The organism is Bradyrhizobium liaoningense (assembly GCF_018130785.1).
In the GTDB taxonomy this organism is placed as follows: Bacteria; Pseudomonadota; Alphaproteobacteria; order Rhizobiales; family Xanthobacteraceae; genus Bradyrhizobium; species Bradyrhizobium liaoningense_A.
Genome location: NZ_JAFCJT010000034.1, coordinates 35,413 through 53,713 on the forward strand (window position 1 = coordinate 35,413; position 18,301 = coordinate 53,713).

The window sequence follows — 18,301 nt, forward strand, 5'->3', positions numbered from 1 at the left end:
TCACACCGATTCCCCTTTGAAATTACTGCGCTTTTGGTAAGAAACAGGCGAACCTCCCCGAGGCGCGCCATGTCACCATCCTCTCCCGACGTCACCAATCCCGCCTATGTCCGCGCGCGGGCGATGGTGACGCTGTTCGAGCGGCTGGAGCATCTGTGCGAGGGCGCGATCGCGATCGATCGCGCCGGGCGGGTCATCTACGTCAACGAGAAATACCTGGCCTCGCTCGGCCTCAAGCACACCACCGAAGCAATCGGACGGCCGATCGAGGAGATCATCCCGAACAGCCTGATGCGGAACGTCGCCGAGAGCGGCGAGCCGATCCTGCTCGACATCATGGAGCTCGGCGGCGAACAGCTCGTGGTGACGCGCATGCCGATCGAGGACGAGGACCGCAATGTCATCGGCGCGATCGGCTTCGTGCTCTATGACCACCTCGAGAGCCTCAAGCCGCTGCTCGCCCGCGTCACCCGGCTCGAGAGCGATCTGCGGCTGGCGCGGCGGCAATTGTCCAACGCCCGCGCGGCGCGCTTCACCCTTGCCGATTTCGTCGGCACGACACCGGCGATCGCGCAGGCCAAGGAGTTCGCCAAGCGCGCGGCACGGCAGAGCGTGACCGTGCTGCTCACCGGCGAGACCGGCACCGGCAAGGAACTGCTGGCGCAGGCGATCCACAATGCGTCCTCGCGTGCGGACAAGCCGTTCGTCAGCGTCAATGCCGCGGCGATCCCGGAAACGCTGATCGAGTCCGAATTCTTCGGCACTGCGCCGGGCGCCTACACCGGCGCCGACCGCAGGGGCCGCGAGGGCAAGTTCCGGATCGCCGATGGCGGCACGCTGTTCCTCGACGAGATCGGCGAGATGCCGCTGCAATTGCAGGCCAAGCTGTTGCGCGTGCTGCAGGAGCGCGAGATCGAGCCGCTCGGTTCGGACAGGATCACCAAGGTCGATGTGCGCGTCATTGCCGCGACCAATGTGGACTTGCGCAAGCGCGTCAGCGACGGCGCCTTCCGCGCCGATCTCTACTACCGCCTCAACGTGCTCTCGATCGACCTGCCTCCTCTCAGAAAATGCCTCGACGATCTGCCCGACATCTGCGCGCGGCTGATCGAGGACATCGGCGCCTCCGGCGATTTCCTCAATGCCAGGATCACGCCGAGCGGATTGTCGGCGCTCGCGCGCTACGACTGGCCCGGCAACGTCCGCGAGCTCCGCAACATTCTGGAGCGCGCGCTGATCCTCAGCGATTCCGGGCGCCTGACCGGCGACGATTTCGTTCACATCCTGCCGGTCAGCGCGGATGCCGCCCCGCAACCGGCGCCGCAGATGATCGGCTCGGTCGTCCCCTATGCCGAAGCCGAGGCGGAGTTCGAGAAGCAGACGCTCGAGCATGCGCTCGCCGCCAGCAACGGGCAGATCTCGGAAGCCGCACGGATGCTGCGCATCTCGCGCGCGACGTTCTACAAGAAGCTCGCCAAGTTCGGACTGGCGTCGGGATCGCCGCCTGTCTGAATTTCGAGACAGCGCGTGTCTGGAGTCTCGGATTCCTGACACGGCGACATCGGCGTTCGCCCGCGGCATTTGCAGTGAAGCTGCCGCATTTTCAGCCATAGGGATGCAACACTCCGCATCTGGCGCAGGGCTTGCTCTCAGCCGAGTTGAGGAAACGCATGGGCTGACGTGAAGCCAGGGAATCGTTAACGCGAATTGGTCGCGGCTTGCGACGATCCGGCACGCACGCGTCAAGAGACTGTCACATGCGCCTCGTGCAGGCTCCGCCGGAAGGTGGAATTGCAATGTTTGCACACTTGTGCAAATCGCTGTGGCCAAGGCAGTTCATTTAGGGAGGAACCATCGTGCGTCGATCGCTCATTCTCACAGCAGCCATTCTCGGCCTGGCCGCGGGTGCCTCCGCGCAAGCCGACGACCTCAAGGTCGCACTGATCTACGGCAAGACCGGCCCGCTCGAGGCCTATGCCAAGCAGACCGAAACCGGCCTGCAAATGGGTTTTGAATACGCCACCAAGGGCACCATGACGCTCGACGGTCGCAAGATCGTCGTCATCACCAAGGACGACCAGGGCAAGCCCGACCTGTCGAAGGCCGCGCTCGCGGAAGCCTATCAGGACGACAAGGCCGACATCGCGATCGGCACGACCTCGTCGGCCGCAGCCCTCGCCATTCTCCCCGTCGCCGAGGAGAACAAGAAGATCCTGATCGTCGAGCCCGCGGTCGCGGACCAGATTACCGGCGAGAAGTGGAATCGCTACATCTTCCGCACCGCGCGCAATTCGTCGCAGGACGCGATCTCGAACGCGGTCGCGATCGGCAAGCAGGGCGTCACCGTTGCGACGCTGGCCCAGGACTACGCCTTCGGCCGCGACGGCGTCGCCGCCTTCAAGGAGGCGCTGGCCAAGACCGGCGCGACCCTCGCCGCGGAAGAATATGCTCCGACCAACACCACCGACTTCACCGCGGTCGGCCAGCGCCTGTTCGACGCGCTGAAGGACAAGCCCGGCCGCAAGGTGATCTGGGTGATCTGGGCCGGCGCCGGCAATCCGCTGGCCAAGCTTCAGGACATGGACCCGAAGCGCTACGGCATCGAGCTCTCGACCGGCGGCAACATCCTGCCGGCGCTCGCCGCCTATAAGGGCCTGCCCGGCATGGAAGGCGCGACCTATTATTTCTATGAGATCCCGAAGAACCCGGTGAACGACTGGTTCGTCGCCGAGCACCAAAAGCGCTTCAACGCGCCGCCGGACTTCTTCACCGCGGGTGGCTTTGCGGCCGCGATGTCCGTCGTCGCCGCCGTCACCAAGGCGAAGTCGACCGACACCGAGAAGCTGATCACGGCGATGGAAGGGCTGGAGTTCGACACGCCGAAGGGCAAGATGGTGTTCCGCAAGGAAGACCATCAGGCGCTCCAGAGCATGTATCACTTCAAGGTCAAGGTCGATCCGAACGTCGCCTGGGCCGTGCTCGAGCCGGTGCGCGAGCTGAAGATCGAGGACATGGACGTTCCGGTCCGCAACAAGCGCTGAGATCAAATCTCCTCTCCCCGCACGCGCGGGGAGAGGACCCCGTTCAAATCCTCCAGAGTTATCCCGATGGCCCTGACGCTAGAGACGCGCGACCTCACCATCCGCTTCGGCGGCCATGTCGCGGTCAACAGCGTCACCTGCACGTTCCGCCCGGGCGAACTCACCGCGATCGTCGGGCCGAACGGCGCCGGCAAGACCACCTATTTCAACCTGATCTCGGGCCAGCTGCGCGCCTCACGCGGCAGCATCCTGTTTGACGGCGCCGACATCACCCAGCATTCCGCACCGCTGCGCACCCGCGCGGGCCTCGGGCGCGCCTTCCAGCTCACCAACCTGTTCCCGAACCTCACCGTGGAGGAGAACGTCCGCCTCGCGGTGCAGGCGGCCAGCGGCACCCATTACGACATGCTGCGGCCCTGGATGGTCCGCCGCGACCTGATCGCCCGCGCCGATGCCATCCTCGAACAGGTCGCACTCGGCAACCGCCGCGGCGTCGCCGCGACCGCGCTGTCGCATGGCGACCAGCGCAAGCTCGAGGTGGCGCTGATGATCGCGCTGGAGCCGAAAGTGTTCATGTTCGACGAGCCGACCGCCGGCATGAGCATCGACGAGGTGCCTGTCGTCCTCAACCTGATCGCGCAACTGAAGCAGGACAAGAGCAAGATCATCCTCCTGGTCGAGCACAAGATGGACGTGGTGCGCTCGCTCGCCGACCGTATCATCGTGCTGCATAACGGGCAGCTCGTCGCCGATGGCCCGCCGGCCGAGGTGATCGCCTCGCCGATCGTGCAGGAAGCCTATCTCGGCGTTGCTCCAAAGAGTGCAGCATGACCGATCTCCTAAAGCTCTCCGGCGTGCACACGCATATCGGCCGCTACCACATCCTCCAGGGCATCGACCTCGCAGTGCCGCAGGGCCAGACCACCATGCTGCTCGGCCGCAACGGCGCCGGCAAGACCACGACGCTGCGGACCATCATGGGCCTGTGGCAGGCCTCCAGCGGCGAGATCAGCCTTGCCGGCGAGCGCATCGAGAGCCGCGCCACGCCCGACATCGCGCGGCTCGGCGTCGGCTACGTGCCAGAGAGCATGGCGGTGTTCTCCGACCTCACGGTGAAGGAAAATCTGGTGCTGGCGGCGCGCGACGGGCCGCTCGACGATACCCAGCTCGACTGGATCTTCGGCTTCTTCCCCGCGCTGCGTCGGTTCTGGCTGTCGCGCGCCGGAAGCCTCTCGGGCGGGCAGAAGCAGATGTTGTCGATCGCGCGCGCCATCGTCGAGCCGCGCAAGCTGCTTCTGATCGACGAGCCGACCAAGGGGCTGGCGCCCGCGATCGTCATGGCACTGATCGAGTGCCTGAAGGAGATCAAGCGCAAGGGCGCGACGATCCTGCTGGTCGAACAGAATTTCTTTGCCGCGCGCGAGCTCGGCGACAACGTGCTGGTCATGGATAACGGCACCATCGTCCATCGCGGCGAGATGGCGGCGCTGGCCGCCGACGTGCCGCTGCAGGAGCGGCTGCTCGGCCTGAGCCTGGAGGCGCATCAGTGACTGAACTCGCCGCAAATGATCCGCTGCCGAAGCCGAAGCGCGATCTTGCGCCGATCCTGCTGCCGGTCGCACTGGCGCTTGCGATGATTCCCCTGGTCGGGTCACCCAGCACCTGGCTGACATTGACCGCCGCGAGCCTCGCCATGGGCATGATGATCTTCATCATGGCCTCCGGCCTGACGCTGGTGTTCGGCCTGATGGACGTGCTCAATTTCGGCCACGGCGCCTTCATCGCTGTTGGCGCCTATGTCGCGACGCTCGTGCTGGCACCATTCGCGGCCTCGATGCAGGCGGATTCGCTGTGGATGAACCTTGCGGTGCTGGCGCCGGCGGCGCTGCTGTCGATGGCGGTGTCCGGCGCGCTCGGCCTGGTCGTCGAGCGCGTGCTGATCCTGCCCGTCTACGGCCAGCATCTGAAGCAGATCCTGATGACGACGGGCGGCCTGATCGTCGCCGAGCAGACGCTCTATGCGCTGTGGGGACCGCAGATCATCCCGATGCCGCTGCCGACATCGCTGCGGGGCTCCTTCATCCTCGGCGACGTCGCGATCGCCAAATACCGCGTGCTGGCGATGCTGATCGGCCTCGCGGTCTTCATCGCGATCCAGCTCGTGCTCAACCGCACCAAGCTCGGCCTTCTGATCCGCGCCGGTGTCGAGAACCGCGAGATGGTCGAGGCGCTCGGCTATCGCATCCGCCGCCTGTTTCTCGGCGTGTTCATGACGGGCTCGGCGCTCGCCGGCCTCGGGGGCGTGATGTGGGCGCTCTATCGCGAGCAGGTCCACGCCTCCATGAGCGACGACCTCACCGTCCTGATCTTCATCGTCGTCATCATCGGCGGCTTAGGGTCGATCGGCGGCTGCTTCATCGGTGCCATCCTGGTCGCGATGGTCGCCAATTACGGCGGCTTCCTGGTGCCGAAACTCGCCCTCGTCTCCAACATCCTGCTGATGGTCGCCATTCTGATGTGGCGGCCGCGCGGCCTCTATGCGGTGACCAGCCGATGATGCTTCTCTCCGGCGATCCGCCGCGCAGCCGCGTCCTTACACTCCTGCTTGTCGTCATCATCCTGGCGCTGGCGGCGACGCCGTTCCTGTTTCCGGGCGCCAAGGCGCTGAACGTCGCCGCCAAGATCTGCGTCTTCGCCGCGCTGGTCGCCTCCTACGACCTCCTGCTCGGTTATACCGGCTCGGTGTCGTTCGCCCACACCATGTTCTACGGCATCGGCAGCTACGCCATCGCGATCGCGCTGTACGGCATGGGCCCGAACTGGGCCGCGGTCGCAACCGGCATCGTCGTCGGCCTGCCGCTCGCGGCGCTGCTCGCGCTCGCAATCGGCTTGTTCTCGTTGCGGGTCGCCGCGATCTTCTTTGCCATGATCACGCTCGCGGTCGCTTCCGCCTTCCAGGTGCTGGCTTCGCAATTGTCCTGGCTGACCGGCGGCGAGGACGGGCGCAGCTTCCAGCTGCCGGAGCTGTTGCGGCCCGGCACCGTGCTGATCTCCAAAAACCTGTTCGGATTCGAGATCAACGGCCGCATCCTGACCTTCTACCTGGTGTTCGCGATCTCCGCCCTGATGATCCTCGCTTTGTTGCGTGTCGTGAACTCGCCGTTCGGGCGCGTGCTCCAGGCGATCCGCGAGAACCGTTTTCGCGCCGAGGCGCTCGGCTTTCGCACTGTCTTCCATCTGACCTACGCCAACTGCCTCGCCGCGCTGGTCGCCGCCAGCGCCGGCATTTTGAACGCGCTGTGGCTGCGCTACGCCGGACCCGACACCTCGCTCAGCTTCTCGATCATGCTCGACATTCTCCTGATGGTGGTGATCGGCGGCATGGGCACGATCTATGGTGCGATCATCGGCGCCACCATCTTCATCCTCGCCCAGAACTATCTTCAGTCGTTGATGGGCGTTGCCTCGAAGGCGGCGAGCGAAGCAGGCCTGCCGCTGCTGCCGGGGTTGTTGCATCCCGATCGCTGGCTGCTGTGGCTCGGGCTGCTGTTCATCGCCAGCGTCTATTTCTTCCCTACCGGCGTAGTCGGACGGCTGCGCCATGGCGGCGGCGACAAGAGTGCGGGCGCCTCGCATTAAGCATCGGTTAACGATGCAGCGCAGCGATTGCTGTGCGCGACGCACAACCGCGGCGCGATTCTCGTTTCGCTGCACAAGGGCCAGCTCGCGCAACCGGATTAATGCTTAGGTAACTGGCTTTCCTAAGGTTTGCGCCATTTGTGCGGTGTATTCCTGTCCCTCCAGGGAGGGGGGTAATGCACCAGGTCTTTGCAGGGATCGCAGCCGGAATATCCCTAGCCGCGAGAGGCGGTTGGGAGGCCGCGACGCGGCGTGGTCCCGTCCTGTGGCTGACCCTGTGCGGCGTGTTGCTGGTCGCGGGGATCTTTGCCGTGACCGCCATGGCCGTCGGCGAATTCCGCGAGCGCACCCTGGCCAATCGCGAGCGCGAGCTGGAAAACACAGTGCAGCTGATCGCACGGCATTTCGATCAGCAATTCCAGGATTCCGACATCGTCGCGGCCGACCTGATCGGGCAGATGAACCTGCCGGAGATCGCCTCGCCCGCGATGTTCCGCGAGCGCATGTCCGGAGCGGCCACGAACCAGATGCTGCGGAGCAAGATCAGCTCCGTGTCCTATCTCGGCGACATCGCGATCTACGATGCCGACGGCGAGCTGATCAACTGGTCGCGGGCCGAGCCGCTGCCCAAGATCAACGTTTCCTCGCGCGCCTACTTCCAGACGTTCAAATCCGATCCGATGGCCGAACCGGTCATCCTGGAATCCGTCCGCAGCTTCATCATCGGCAAATGGACCACGGTCGTCGCGCGGCGGCTGAACGGCGCAGATGGCACCTTCCTCGGCACAATGGTCCGGAGGATCGATCCGGACAGCTACCGCGAGTATTTCGCATCTGTCGCGCTTGCCGAGGGTACGGCAATCTCGCTGTTCGATCGCGAAGGCAAGATGCTGGCGCGCTATCCGCACGTCGAAGAGCTGATCGGCAGGAATTTCAAGGACGCGCCGCTGATGCGCAAGATGCTGGCCGAGGGCGGCCGGCACACGCTGCGCGTCAAGGGTCCGATCGACGGCGAGGACCGCCTTGGCTCGGGGGCCTCGCTGTCGCATTTCCCGCTGGTCATCGTCGCGACCAACACCACGAGCGCCGCGCTGGCCGACTGGCGCCAGCAGACCGGCTTCATGGTCACCACGGCAACGCTTTCGGCGATCGTGATCGCGTTGATCCTCTTCCTGATCATCCGCCAGATCAGCCGGCAGAACCGGGAAGCCCAGGAGCGGATCGAAGCGGAACGGCTGCGGCTCGACACCGCCCTGAACAACATGTCGCAAGGGCTGATCCTGTACGACGCCGCCGGATTCATCGTCACCTGCAACCGCCGCTACTCCGAGATGTTCGGCCTGTCCCACGACGTCATCAAGCCCGGCTGTCACATCCGCGAGGCGATGCAGCATCGCAAGGAGCGTGGCGCGTTCGGCGGCGACGTCGAGGCATTTTGCACCGATGTGATGCGGGTCGTCGCCGAAGGCAAGGTTTCCAACAGGATCCACGAACTGCCCAACGGCCGCGCCTTCCAGGTCATCAACACCCCGCTGGCGCAGGGCGGATGGGTCGCCACGATCGAGGAAATCACCGACCGGCGCAATCTGGAGCAGGAACGCGACCGCAACTACATGTTCCTGCGCGAGATCATCGATCACATCCCCTCGCAGATCACGGTGAAGGATGCCCGGACGCGGCAATATCTGCTGATCAACCGGACTGCCGTGGAGCAATTCGGCCAATCGAGTGAAGCCATCGTCGGCAAAACTCCCTTCGACATATATCCGGATGACGCTGCCCGGGTCGTCACTGACGACGACAGCAAGGCGCTGGAGGCGGCCGACGGATTGTTCAAGGACGAGCACGCCTGGCAAAGCCAGACCAAGGGACCGCGCTACATCACCTCGACCCGAATCGGCATTCGCGACAAGTCCGGCGAGCCGCGCTACCTCATCAGCGTCGTCGATGACGTCACCGAGCGGCGGCGCGCCGACGAGAAGATCGCGCATATGGCGCATTACGACGCGCTGACCGACCTGCCGAACCGCACGCTGTTCCGCGACCAGATCGAGCGCGAGCTGACGAAGGTCGCCGGCGGCGAGCAGTTCGCGCTGCTGTATATCGACGTCGACGAATTCAAGGGCATCAACGATTCGCTCGGCCATCACGTCGGCGATGAGCTGTTGAAGGCGATCGCGACCCGGCTGCGCGGCTGCCTCAAGAGAAACGATTTGATCGCACGGCTCGGCGGCGACGAGTTCGCGGTGATCCAGACCGGCATCCAGTCCTCTGCGGACGTGCTGTCGTTCGTGACGCGGATCTACGAGGCGATCCGCCAGCCCTATCACTGCCTCGGCCATCAGCTCTCCACCGACGCCAGCATCGGCATCGCGCTGGCGCCGCAGGACGGTAGCGATCTCGACCAGCTCATCAAGCACGCCGATCTGGCGATGTACGGCGCCAAGGCCGAAGGACGCCGCACCCATCGCTTCTTCGAGCCGGAGATGGATGCGAGCGCCAAGGCGCGCCTGACCATGGAGCAGGATTTGCGCCAGGCGCTGGTGAATGGCGGCTTCGAGATCCACTACCAGCCGCTGGTCGATTTGCGCACCAACGACGTGTCGGGCTGCGAGGCGCTGCTGCGCTGGCGGCATCCCGAACGCGGCTGGGTGTCGCCGGCGGAGTTCATTCCGATCGCCGAGGATACCGGCCTGATCAACGAGCTCGGCGACTGGGTGCTGCGCATGGCCTGCAACGAGGCCGCGACCTGGCCGGCGGATGTGCGGATTGCGGTCAACGTCTCGCCGGTGCAGTTGAAATGCGACACGCTGGCGCTGCGGATTGCGGGCGCCCTCGCCGCCTCCGGGCTCGCTCCCTCCCGGCTCGAGCTCGAAATCACCGAGGCTGTGCTGATCCGCGACGACGAGGCCGCGCTCTCGATCCTGCATCAGCTCCGTTCCATCGGCGTGCGCATCGCGCTCGACGATTTCGGCACCGGCTATTCCTCGCTGAGCTATCTGAAGCGCTTCCCGTTCGACAAGATCAAGATCGACCGCTGCTTCGTCGCCGACATCGCGGACGAGAGCGGCGCGCCGGTGATCGTGCAGGCGGTGGTGAACATCGCCGCGGCCAGCAACATGACCACGGTTGCCGAAGGCGTGGAGACCGAGGCGCAGCGCGAGATGCTGCGCGCGCTCGGCTGCACGGAGATGCAGGGTTATCTTTTCAGCAAACCGAAGCCGGCGACCGAGGTGCGAAGGCTGTTCGGCCCGACCGATGCCGCGCCGGTGGCGGCGGTGGCCTGAGATGGCGAAGCCCAGGAAAGCGTCAGCGAAAGCCGTCGACGTCGCGGATTCCTATGCCGTGCGGCTGATGCAGCATCTGGTGGTGCCGACCTTCGTGATCGACCCCAGGCGCCGCGTCGTGATCTGGAACAGAGCCTGCGAGCGGCTGACCGGCGTCCCCGCCTCGGAGGTGATCGGCACGACGAAGCACTGGCAGGCCTTCTACGAGACCAGGCGCCCTTGCCTCGCCGACCTGGTCGCGCTCGACCGTCCCGAGCAGCTCCCGGAGTTTTATTCGGAATATGCCGCACGCGGCCACAACGGGCTCGGCTTTTCCGCGGAGAACTGGTGCGTGATGCCCAAGCTCGGCAGCCAGCTCTATCTCGCGATCGACGCCGGCCCCATCCACGACGAGGCCGGCCATCTGATCGCCGTGGTGGAGACGCTGCGCGACCTCACCGATCAGAAGCGCGCCGAGACGGCGCTCAAGGAGCTCGCGACCAGGGACGGGCTGACCGGCCTGTCGAACCGCCGCTCCTTCGACCAGATGCTGATGAGCGAATGGGCCCGCGCCCAGCGGACGCAGAAGCCGATGGCGCTGCTGTTCGTCGACGTCGACCATTTCAAGCTGTTCAACGACCGGCATGGCCACCAGAGCGGCGACGAATGCCTGCGCGCGGTCGCGGATGTCGTCAGCCGCCACGCCCTGCGCCCGCTCGACCTCGCCAGCCGCTATGGCGGGGAAGAGTTCGCGCTGATCCTGCCGGACATGGATTGCGATGCCGCCTGCGCCAGCGCCGAGGAGATCCGCCGTGCCGTGATGGCCTTGGGGATCGCGCACGGCGCCGAGGGCGCCGGCGACCACGTCACCCTCCGCGTCGGCGTCGCCAGCCATATCCCCGGCGAGGCCGACGGCAATCCCGACCGCCTGCTGGGCGCGGCCGACGAGGCGCTCTATGCCGCCAAACGGCTCAGCCGCAACCGCGTCATCTGCGCCGAACGCGCGCTCGCCGAATTCGCAGGCCTCGGCCGGGAGCCGGTTCCTGGCCGCGCCGCCCGCAAATCGGCATGAAATCTCCCGGCGAGAAGCGGTTGCCCGCCCCCCGCCAATCGGCTAAATGAACCTCGACTAGCACCCGTAGCTCAGCTGGATAGAGCGTTGCCCTCCGAAGGCAAAGGTCACACGTTCGAATCGTGTCGGGTGCGCCATCCTGTGGCGCAGTTTTCCCAATCAACTCCTGCCCGGCGCGCGGCCGCCAACGGTTAGTGCCTCGCGTGCACTAACGCGAGACGTCTGCTCGACCCGGAGCACGCGCTCACGTCAGCATCGAGATGATCGACTGGATCTGGTCGGAGGCGGACGTCACCAGACCGTCGTATGACGTCTGGCCGTGCGCGGCAGCCTTCAGGATGCATTCGGCTACGGCCGCTTTCAGACCGAACACCGACTGATGGGCCGGCACGCTCGCCATCACGGTCTCGAGGGCCTGGCGCATGGTCCGAATGAGCTCGGAGCTGTATTGCATTGGCTGTCCTCCGCGCTCCCATATAGGAACGCGCGCCTAGGCTCGCCACTCACAAGCCTGAGATTGCTCTTTGATGAACCTTGGACAGATCGCCTCAATTCAAGCGCCAGATGGCCGCATTGAGCATGCTGGCAAAGGCGACCCAGGCTGCGTAAGGCACGAACAACGCGGCGGCCAGCCTGTCCCGTGACATCTCGAGACTGATGTAGGTCACGATCGCGACGAACAGGCAAATGAGTATGACGAGCGCGGCTCCGATCTGGTGCATCGTGAACATCACCGGGGACCAGACGAAATTGAGCGCCAGCTGCGCGGCCCAGACCTGCATCGCTCGACCCGATGGCTCACGGCGAAAAGTCCGCCAGCCCGCAGCCGCGATCATGATGTAAAGGATAGTCCACGCCACCGGGAACGCCCAGTTCGGCGGCACGAAACCCGGCTTGGCAAGGGCCGCATACCATTCTCCTGGAAGATTGGTCGCACCGATCAACCAGCCGATGCCGACCACAGCGACGACGAAGACCAATAACTGAAGCATCCATCACCTCGCGCTTCGCTCTGCGCAATTGTATCATCCTTCCATGAGCGAATCCGGCACGGAGACCGGCGAGGCCCCGCCCGTCCGCAAGATCATCCATATCGACATGGATGCCTTCTATGCGTCCGTGGAACAGCGCGACAATCCGGACCTGCGCGGGAAGCCGGTCGCAGTCGGCGGCTCCGCCGAACGCGGCGTCGTCGCGGCCGCCAGCTATGAGGCCCGCAAGTTCGGCGTTCGCTCGGCCATGCCGTCGGTGACCGCGAAGCGACAGTGCCCCGATCTGATCTTCGTCAGGCCGCGCTTCGAGGTCTACAAGGCGATCAGCAGGCAGATCCGCGACATCTTTGCCGAGCACACGCCTGTCATCGAACCGTTGTCGCTCGACGAAGCCTATCTCGACGTGACGGAAAACCTGCAAGGCATCCCGCTGGCGCGGGACATCGCGCTGCGGATTCGCGAGAAGATCAAAGCCGAGACGGGCCTCAATGCTTCGGCGGGCATCTCCTACAACAAGTTTCTGGCCAAGCTCGCCTCCGACCATCGCAAGCCCAACGGTCAGTTCGTGATCTCGCCGGAGATGGGGCCCGCCTTCGTCGAAGCGCTTCCCGTCGGCAAGTTCCACGGGATAGGCCCGGCGACCAGTGCGAAGATGAATGCGTTCGGCATGTTCACCGGTCTCGACATCCGCAACCAGACGCTGGAGTTCATGAATGCGAATTTCGGCAAGTCGGGCGCGTATTACTACTGGATCTCCCGCGGTGTCGACGAACGGCCGGTCCGGGCCAACCGGATCCGCAAGTCCATCGGGGCGGAGAACACGTTCTCGACCGACCTCACCGAATTCGACGCGCTGGTCGCCGAGCTCAGACCTCTCGTCGACAAGGTCTGGCGCCATTGCGAGGCGACCGGCAACCGGGGCCGCACCGTCACCTTGAAGATAAAGTTTGCCGACTTCGAGATCATCACGCGCAGCAGGTCCGTCACAACGCCGGTTGCAGGCCGGGACGAGCTGGAACGGCTGGCGTGCGGCCTGCTCGAAGTCGAGATGCCGCTGCCCAACTCCGTCAGGTTGCTGGGGGTATCGCTGTCTTCCCTCCAGGACGGGGACGATCCGGAGCCGCAGCTGACTTTCGGCATTTGAACCAGGCTGGAAGAGCCCCCGGCGGACGCGACATCTTTATCCGGGACGCGGCTCCAAACCTGTCGTAGAGACATCCAATACGCTTTTTCGCGATTGATGTTGGAATGCTTGCTCTATTGATACGCCTGGGATTGCGCTTTGAAGATCGCATCGAGGAGCGGCGGTTCGTCGACCAATACGTCCGCGGCAGTCTCGGGTGGACGCAGATCGCGATGCTGCTCGGCGCCGCCACCTATGCCGGCTATACCATCTGGGATTGGGTGCTCTACCCCGAAGTCGTTCCGACCACGCTCGCCATCCGCGGCGGCACTGCACTGTTCGTGCTGCTGCCTTTGACCGCGCTGCTGTCACGGCGATGGATGAAGCCGTGGGCGGAGACGATCTTCCTCGTCTATTGCGTCATTCCCGGCTGCATCCTGCCGAGCATCTATCTTGTGCTGCCGTCAGGCTTCACGTTTGCCGCGCCCGGGATGATGATGATCATCCTGTTCGTCTCGACCATGCTGCCATTGCGGATCGGCTCGCTGGCGATTTTCTGCGCGCTGTCGTGGGTGGCGCTGATCGTCGCCGAGACGTTCGCGCCGACGCTGCCGACGGGCCTGAGATTCATCAATCATTCCCTTGTCGGGAACGCTTACGCATTATCGCTCTACGCCGTGGCTGCGCGCGAGTATCGCGCGCGGAAGCAGTTCCGAACGTCCGAGGCACTGCAACGGGAAAAGGAGCGGTCGGAGGCATCGCTACGCGATCTGCGCGCGACCCAGGAGCACCTCGTGCAGGCGGAAAAGCTCGCCTCGCTCGGGCAATTGGTGGCAGGTGTCGCGCACGAGGTCAGCACGCCGCTCGGGCTGGCCCTGACGACATCGACCACCATGCAGACTGATCTACAGACCATGGCGGATGCGTTGGGCGGAACGTCGGTCCGGCGGTCCGATCTGACCAAGGGAATTGACCGGCTCAAGCAGGGCCTCGATCTGACCTTCGACAATTTGCACCGGGCATCTGAAATGGTGCATAGCTTCAGGCAGGTCGCAGTCAATCAGGCCGACGAGGACCGGCGCACGTTCGAGCTTCGGGATTGGTTGTCCGAATTGATGTCCAAGCTTGGTCCGCTGCTGTCGCACCATGCTTTGGCGGTCGACGTAAAGTGCCCGGCGGGGATCAGGCTCAACAGCTACCCCGGAGCGCTTGCCCAGGTGATCAGCAATCTTGCTCTGAATGCTGCCGGGCACGCCTACCCCGACAAAAAAGGCGGCAGGTTTGCAATCACAGTCAGCCAACCGGAGCCGAAATCGGTCCGCCTCGTCTGCGCCGATGAAGGCGTCGGGATCCCCGATCGACTCCAGGCGCACGTCTTCGATCCGTTCGTCACAACGAGTCGCGAAAGCGGCAATGCAGGCCTGGGGCTCCACATCGCTTTCAATCTGGTGGCGTCCTCGCTTAACGGGCGCCTGCGACTTGAGAGCAAGGCAGGTCCGGGGACCCAGATCGCCATCGAGATCCCGGTCGAAGCATGAGGGTGACGGGATTTTTCAAACCCGCCACCGATGAGAGTGTCGATCCGCTTGGGCCGATCAATGCCTCACGTGCTCGAACACGACGATCACGCCGGTCGGCTCGGGCTCGTGGGCCATCAGGCGTGTCAGGTCGGCGTCGCTCCAGTCGGCGAGGCTGACGACTTCGCCGGTCTGGCGTTCGGCGTTGAGTGACGGCGTGGGCTCGAGGACCTTCAAGCCCCTCTCATCGACGAAGAAGGTGTGCTCGCCGAACATGCTGTTGAGCTGAGGCATCGCGGGATGCTCGTCGGGCAGCACCTGGGCGCCGAGTTGGTTGACAGTCTGCTTCACCTGTTCGGATGTGAGCTTCATGGGCTGCTCCGTTTCTGTCGCGTCGGGTTTCATGGGTGTGAGCCAGAACGGGCGTTCCCTGCTCCGCTGTTCGCCTGGCTCAAATTCCCGAACGGGTGCTGCACACAAATGTTCCGGAAAAATGTATTTCGTGATTGCGCGTTGCACCTGCCGCGCTCACGGCACGAGATCGCCACACGATCTTCACGATCCAGCGTTCAGCAGCGCTAATCGACGGCTTCGACGATCCGGATGTCGCGGTCGGCGCCGTCTCCGAGCAGGTCATGAGCGACCTTGTAGGCGGGACTTTCATACGCCGCCCTGGCGCGCTCGACGCTGTCGAACTCAATGAGAACGACGCGTTCCATCTGACCATGCTCAAAAGCCGCAACCGGCATCCCGCGCGCAAGCACGCGTCCACCGGCGGCCTCGATGGCCGGACGTGACAGTTTGGCGTAGGCCGCCATGGCGTCGGGATTCCTGATCGCGCGGTAGGTGGCAACCCAATAGGCTTTTGCCATTCTTGTTCTCCTTGCTTCTCGTGACTTATTGCTCGCTCCTGACCTCGCCGATCGACAGCGCGCAGATGCGTGACAGATATGTGTAGGGCAGACCCGTCTCCTCGGCCCAGGCGTTGAACTGCGCCTGCACCTTGGCGAGATCGCCCTTGGACTTGACCTCTTCGGCGATGTCGAGGCCGGCATCGCGCAAGCAGGCGACGACGTCCTTGGAGGTGACAAAGCCGTCCCAGCCGACGAAGCGCAGCAGCATCTGGCCGGTGTTGCCACCCAGGCGGCTGCCGCGCCTGGTGAGGAGGTCGAGCAGGCCGATCTCGTTGGATGGCGGCCATTTCGCCAGAAACTTGCCGAAGCTGCCGTGCTCTTTCGCGATCTCCTGGACGAAGCTGGCGTTGTCGCGCACCGACATGATCTTGGCGCCGTTGCGCACGATGCGCGTGTCGCGCAAGAGGCCTTCCCAATAGTCCTCGGGCTGGAAGGTGAGCTTGGCCGGCTGGAAATCCAGGAACGCCTCTTCAAAGCCGTCCCATTTCGCATCGATCACGCTCCAGGCGAAGCCTGCGCAAAACACCCGCCTGGTCATCTCGGCGAGGATGCGATCGTCGCCGAGCTTGGCCAACCCCTTCAGGTCGGGCTTGTCAGGCATCAGCTTGTCGAGCGCCTTGGGGCCGCCCTTGCGCTTCTCGGCGCGGGCACGAATGGTCTTGAAGGAGGTCATGCGGACACCGCGTTGGGGGCAGGCCACGACATCAGAATTCGACAAACTGGTCCAGCCCCCCGCGATTGACGATAGACGCGGCCATTCTGGTCCGCTTCTTGCTTCGTAGCGACCTGGAATTCCCTGGACATTTCGATCTCGAATGGATTTTCAATGCGCTGCCTGGTCGTGGCCGACCTGCACTACTCGCTGCCTCAGCTCGACTGGCTGGTCAGCGCGGCGCCGCAATTCGACCTCGTGATCTTTGCCGGCGATGCGCTCGACATCGGCTCGATGGTGGATTTTCGCGCGCAGATCGTAGTGGTGAAAAAATACCTCGCGCTGCTCGCGACGCGGACCCGCGTGATCCTCTGCTCCGGCAATCACGACCTCGATGAGCGCAATGCGGAGGGCGAGAAGATCTCGCGCTGGATCTCCGAGGTGCGAGAGCTCGGTATTGCCTGTGACGGCGACAGTCTCACCATCGGCGACACGCTGTTCACGGTGTGCCCATGGTGGGACGGCCCGCTGGTCAAGCAGCGCATTGTCGAGCAGTTGCGCGACGCCGCGGCCAGTCGCCCGCAACGCTGGATCTGGGCGCACCATGCACCGCCGGCGAACTCGCCGACGAGCTGGGGCGGCAAGCGCTTCTTCGGCGATGTCGAGCTGGTGCAGTGGATCATGCAGTACCAGCCGTCGATGGTGATCTCGGGCCATGTGCATCAGTCGCCCTTCATCACGGATGGCTCGTGGTTCGACCGGCTGGGGCAGACCTGGGTGTTCAATGCCGGCCTGCAACCGGGCCGGCCGCCGACGTATATCGTGCTGGATCTCGATGCGAGCAGGGCGTTCTGGCTCGCGGCGGGCGAGGCGCAGTGGATCGACCTCGACGCGCCGCTGAAACGGCCGGCCTCTTATATCGAGGAACCGCCCGACTGGCTCACGTCCTTGGATCGGATTGCCGATCCGAGCCTGGCGAGACATCAAGCGGCGGCAGGTTGATCATGCTCTGGAGCACCTCGCCAACCATGGCGAGATGCGTGCCGTGGCCGGCATATTGCCGCTTGAGATCGGCCAAATAGGTGTTGGCTACGTTGAGCCGCTGCGCCAGCGTGCGCGCGAGCAGCAGCGCCACGTCCGGTTTCTGCAAGAGGAATGACGCCGCGTCCTCGAACTCATAGACGACCGAATCAGAGCAGGCCCGCACCGTTGCGGTATGCGGCAGTCCAAGAAGCACGGACATCTCGCCGAACACGGCACCGGGCTCGGCGATGATGGCGACCACCGTATCGCTCTTGAGCACCTCAAGCTTGCCCTCTAGGAGCACGTAGAGGTGACCGCTGCTGGTGCCGCCCTCGGTGACGACGGACGTGCCGGCCGCAACCTGCCGCTCCGTTCCGCCGGTGCAATGATCCAGAACTGCGCGCATCGCCGAAGCTCCCATCTCTGGGGATACCCATCGGGCGATACTAGAGCACGATCCGTGCCACGCGGCAAATCACTGCGCGTCCGGCTGGCGCGACAGGCGCTTTGCGAAATGAACGGACTGCCAGCCTCCGAGGCCGGTCACCTCGAAGCCGGCCTTCTTCGCAAGGCCACGCATTTCGGCGTTGGCCCGCGCGGTCTCGGCCGCGATCATCTCATGACCGAGATGGCTCGCGTGCTTCTCCATCGCTGTCATCATCTGCAGGCCCACGCCTTTACGCTGAAAGATATCGGCGACGGAGATGGCGAAATCGCCATGACGTGCGATCGCATCATAGGCGTATCGCGTTTCGCCGATGATCGTGCTCCGCCCTTCCTGCCTGAACTCGGCGAGCAGGGTGAAATGATCGGGATGGCTAACCTTGGCCACGCACTCAGCCGCGACCACTGCGAAATCGGCGCGCGCCCCCATGAAGCGCTTGTTGCGCGTCGTCGTGGAAAGCCTCGTGAAATAGATCGAGAGGCTCTCGACGTCCGATGCATCAGCGGCCCTGATACAGATTGTGTCCTTTGCTTCGGTTGGTTCGACAACGGCATCCAGCAATAACTGCGACATGTGCGGGGCTCTCGGCAGGTTGCGCGGGTTGCACACCTAACCGA

General features: G+C 64.3%; 18 protein-coding genes and 1 tRNA gene. 12 read left to right on the forward strand and 7 right to left on the reverse strand.

The genetic code is table 11. From position 1 onward, the window contains the following. The first annotated feature begins 69 nt into the window (after positions 1–69). From JQ627_RS35960 to JQ627_RS36000, 9 genes are all read left to right on the forward strand, one after another. Positions 70–1,512 carry a sigma-54-dependent Fis family transcriptional regulator gene (locus tag JQ627_RS35960; protein ID WP_212489073.1) on the forward strand — a complete coding sequence of 481 codons (1,443 nt, stop codon included), beginning with the start codon at positions 70–72 and terminating at the stop codon, positions 1,510–1,512. Positions 1,513–1,856: 344 nt separating this feature from the next. After that, entirely contained in the window at positions 1,857–3,041 is a 1,185-nt protein-coding gene (locus JQ627_RS35965) for a substrate-binding domain-containing protein (protein WP_212489074.1), read from the forward strand. Positions 3,042–3,107: 66 nt separating this feature from the next. Continuing rightward, on the forward strand, positions 3,108–3,872 hold the full coding sequence (locus JQ627_RS35970; protein WP_212489075.1) for an ABC transporter ATP-binding protein: 765 nt from the start codon (positions 3,108–3,110) through the stop codon (positions 3,870–3,872). Next, positions 3,869–4,591, forward strand: a complete 723-nt coding sequence (locus tag JQ627_RS35975) for an ABC transporter ATP-binding protein (protein ID WP_212489076.1) — start codon at positions 3,869–3,871, stop codon at positions 4,589–4,591. Before JQ627_RS35970 ends, JQ627_RS35975 begins: the two co-directional genes overlap by 4 nt. Further along, the gene (locus JQ627_RS35980; RefSeq protein ID WP_212489077.1) at positions 4,588–5,598 is read left to right on the forward strand and encodes a branched-chain amino acid ABC transporter permease; all 1,011 of its coding nucleotides are present in this window, start codon (positions 4,588–4,590) and stop codon (positions 5,596–5,598) included. Before JQ627_RS35975 ends, JQ627_RS35980 begins: the two co-directional genes overlap by 4 nt. Continuing rightward, complete coding sequence (locus JQ627_RS35985; RefSeq protein WP_212489078.1) at positions 5,595–6,680, forward strand: branched-chain amino acid ABC transporter permease; 1,086 nt, start codon at positions 5,595–5,597, stop codon at positions 6,678–6,680. The genes JQ627_RS35980 and JQ627_RS35985 overlap by 4 nt, the downstream gene beginning before the upstream one ends. Positions 6,681–6,856: 176 nt before the next feature. Continuing rightward, on the forward strand, positions 6,857–9,967 hold the full coding sequence (locus JQ627_RS35990) for an EAL domain-containing protein (protein ID WP_212489079.1): 3,111 nt from the start codon (positions 6,857–6,859) through the stop codon (positions 9,965–9,967). 1 nt (position 9,968) lies between these two features. Next, positions 9,969–11,018, forward strand: a complete 1,050-nt coding sequence (locus JQ627_RS35995) for a diguanylate cyclase (protein WP_212489080.1) — start codon at positions 9,969–9,971, stop codon at positions 11,016–11,018. Between the two features lie 60 nt (positions 11,019–11,078). Then, a tRNA-Arg gene (locus JQ627_RS36000) sits at positions 11,079–11,155 on the forward strand. A gap of 107 nt (positions 11,156–11,262) precedes the next feature. Here the strand turns inward: JQ627_RS36000 and JQ627_RS36005 are convergent. Both JQ627_RS36005 and JQ627_RS36010 read right to left on the reverse strand, forming a co-directional pair. Continuing rightward, entirely contained in the window at positions 11,263–11,472 is a 210-nt protein-coding gene (locus JQ627_RS36005; protein ID WP_212489081.1) for a hypothetical protein, read from the reverse strand. A 94-nt stretch (positions 11,473–11,566) separates the two neighbouring features. After that, positions 11,567–12,010: a TspO/MBR family protein gene (locus tag JQ627_RS36010; RefSeq protein WP_212489082.1), complete on the reverse strand. Its 444-nt coding sequence runs from the start codon at positions 12,008–12,010 to the stop codon at positions 11,567–11,569. A gap of 43 nt (positions 12,011–12,053) precedes the next feature. Here JQ627_RS36010 and dinB point away from each other — a divergent pair, with 43 nt between their 5' ends. Both dinB and JQ627_RS36020 read left to right on the forward strand, forming a co-directional pair. Then, on the forward strand, positions 12,054–13,154 hold the full coding sequence (gene dinB, locus JQ627_RS36015) for a DNA polymerase IV (RefSeq protein WP_212489083.1): 1,101 nt from the start codon (positions 12,054–12,056) through the stop codon (positions 13,152–13,154). A gap of 104 nt (positions 13,155–13,258) precedes the next feature. After that, positions 13,259–14,671 (forward strand): sensor histidine kinase, encoded by a 1,413-nt coding sequence (locus tag JQ627_RS36020; RefSeq protein ID WP_212489084.1) that lies wholly within the window; start codon positions 13,259–13,261, stop codon positions 14,669–14,671. Between the two features lie 57 nt (positions 14,672–14,728). On the opposite strand, the gene JQ627_RS36025 is transcribed toward JQ627_RS36020, so the two are convergent. The 3 genes from JQ627_RS36025 to JQ627_RS36035 form a co-directional block, all read right to left on the reverse strand. After that, a complete protein-coding gene (locus JQ627_RS36025; RefSeq protein WP_212489085.1) occupies positions 14,729–15,022 on the reverse strand; it encodes a hypothetical protein in 294 nt (97 codons plus the stop codon). 206 nt (positions 15,023–15,228) lie between these two features. Continuing rightward, on the reverse strand, positions 15,229–15,522 hold the full coding sequence (locus tag JQ627_RS36030) for a DUF1330 domain-containing protein (protein WP_212489086.1): 294 nt from the start codon (positions 15,520–15,522) through the stop codon (positions 15,229–15,231). A 25-nt stretch (positions 15,523–15,547) separates the two neighbouring features. Continuing rightward, positions 15,548–16,237 carry a DNA-3-methyladenine glycosylase I gene (locus tag JQ627_RS36035; protein ID WP_212489087.1) on the reverse strand — a complete coding sequence of 230 codons (690 nt, stop codon included), beginning with the start codon at positions 16,235–16,237 and terminating at the stop codon, positions 15,548–15,550. 153 nt (positions 16,238–16,390) lie between these two features. Between JQ627_RS36035 and JQ627_RS36040 the strand changes: the two genes are divergently transcribed. Further along, positions 16,391–17,218 carry a metallophosphoesterase gene (locus JQ627_RS36040; protein WP_212489088.1) on the forward strand — a complete coding sequence of 276 codons (828 nt, stop codon included), beginning with the start codon at positions 16,391–16,393 and terminating at the stop codon, positions 17,216–17,218. Here the strand turns inward: JQ627_RS36040 and JQ627_RS36045 are convergent. Both JQ627_RS36045 and JQ627_RS36050 read right to left on the reverse strand, forming a co-directional pair. Next, positions 17,157–17,645, reverse strand: a complete 489-nt coding sequence (locus tag JQ627_RS36045) for a Crp/Fnr family transcriptional regulator (RefSeq protein ID WP_212489089.1) — start codon at positions 17,643–17,645, stop codon at positions 17,157–17,159. The two genes, JQ627_RS36040 and JQ627_RS36045, sit on opposite strands and share 62 nt — an antisense overlap. Positions 17,646–17,714: 69 nt before the next feature. Next, complete coding sequence (locus JQ627_RS36050) at positions 17,715–18,257, reverse strand: GNAT family N-acetyltransferase (RefSeq protein WP_212489090.1); 543 nt, start codon at positions 18,255–18,257, stop codon at positions 17,715–17,717. Positions 18,258–18,301: the final 44 nt, after the last annotated feature.